The following is a 984-nucleotide window of genomic DNA, read 5'->3' as shown; positions in this document are numbered from 1 at the left end:
TTTGTTTGGTGGTGAGAGCGGAAGTGACACACCCGGTCCCATTCCGAACCCGGTCGTTACGGCTTCCAGCGCCGATGGTACTGCACTCGAGAGGGTGTGGGAGAGCAGGACACCGCCAAACATTTACTTATATAAGTGCCCCACCGCATCGCGGTGGGGCACTTTTGTGTACCCGGAATACGGGCATTGCGCTATTCGCGGGGGCGTCTAGGATGCTCGTTTATGACGGATGAGCCCGAGCACCTCAGTGCTACAAGGGAAGCGTACGACGAGGTCGCTGTTGCGTATGCCGAGATCGTGCGTGATGAGTTCGACGGGTTGCCGCTTGATCGTGCCATGCTGGCCGCGTTCGCTGAGTACGTCAAGACGGCTGATTCGGGCGCTGTGGCCGAGTTGGGTTGCGGGCCTGGGCGAGTGACCGCGTATCTGCAGGGGCTCGGGTTGGAGGTCTTCGGGGTCGACTTGTCGCCGGCGATGATCGACATCGCTCGTGAGACGTATCCGGGACTGCGGTTCGAGGTGGGTTCGATGGACGCCCTGGATCTGGAGGATGGTGCACTGGGAGGAGTCGTGTCTTGGTACTCCGTGATTCACGCCCCACCTGAGGATGTGGCGGTGTACTTCGCCGAGTTCTGGCGGGTGCTGGCGTCGGGCGGGTATTTGATCGTCGCGTTCTTTGAGTCTGAGGGCGATCCGGTGACGAAGTACGGCACGAGGGTGGTGCCGGCCTACCGCTGGCCTATCGATGAGCTTGCGGCGCTTGGTGTTGCGACCGGGTTCACTGAAGTGGGCCGGATGTTGCGGGAGCCCAGGGCTGAGGAGCGGTACCGGCGGGGGCATCTGCTGATGCGCCGTTCGGAGGGCGAGACGCTCGTGGGAACGAGTTTGTTAGGGGAGACGGGGGGGGGGGGGGGGGGGGGGGGGGGGGGGGGGGGGGGGGGGGGGGGGGGGGGGGGGGGGGGGGGGGGGGGGGGGGGGGGGGGG

Annotated in this window: 1 protein-coding gene and 1 rRNA gene; both read left to right on the top strand. The window is 65.3% G+C overall.

What is annotated here, in order from left to right; genetic code table 11:
* Nucleotides 1-4: 4 nt before the first annotated feature.
* Nucleotides 5-121 (top strand): 5S ribosomal RNA (gene rrf, locus O2L52_RS20005).
* 101 nt (nucleotides 122-222) lie between these two features.
* Nucleotides 223-984 (top strand): class I SAM-dependent methyltransferase (locus tag O2L52_RS20000; protein ID WP_270117741.1); only part of this gene is annotated, 762 nt, incomplete at its 3' end.

Source organism: Glycomyces algeriensis, from assembly GCF_027622855.1.
In the GTDB taxonomy this organism is placed as follows: Bacteria; Actinomycetota; Actinomycetes; order Mycobacteriales; family Micromonosporaceae; genus Glycomyces; species Glycomyces algeriensis.
This window is presented reverse-complemented; position numbering and strand designations above follow the sequence as displayed.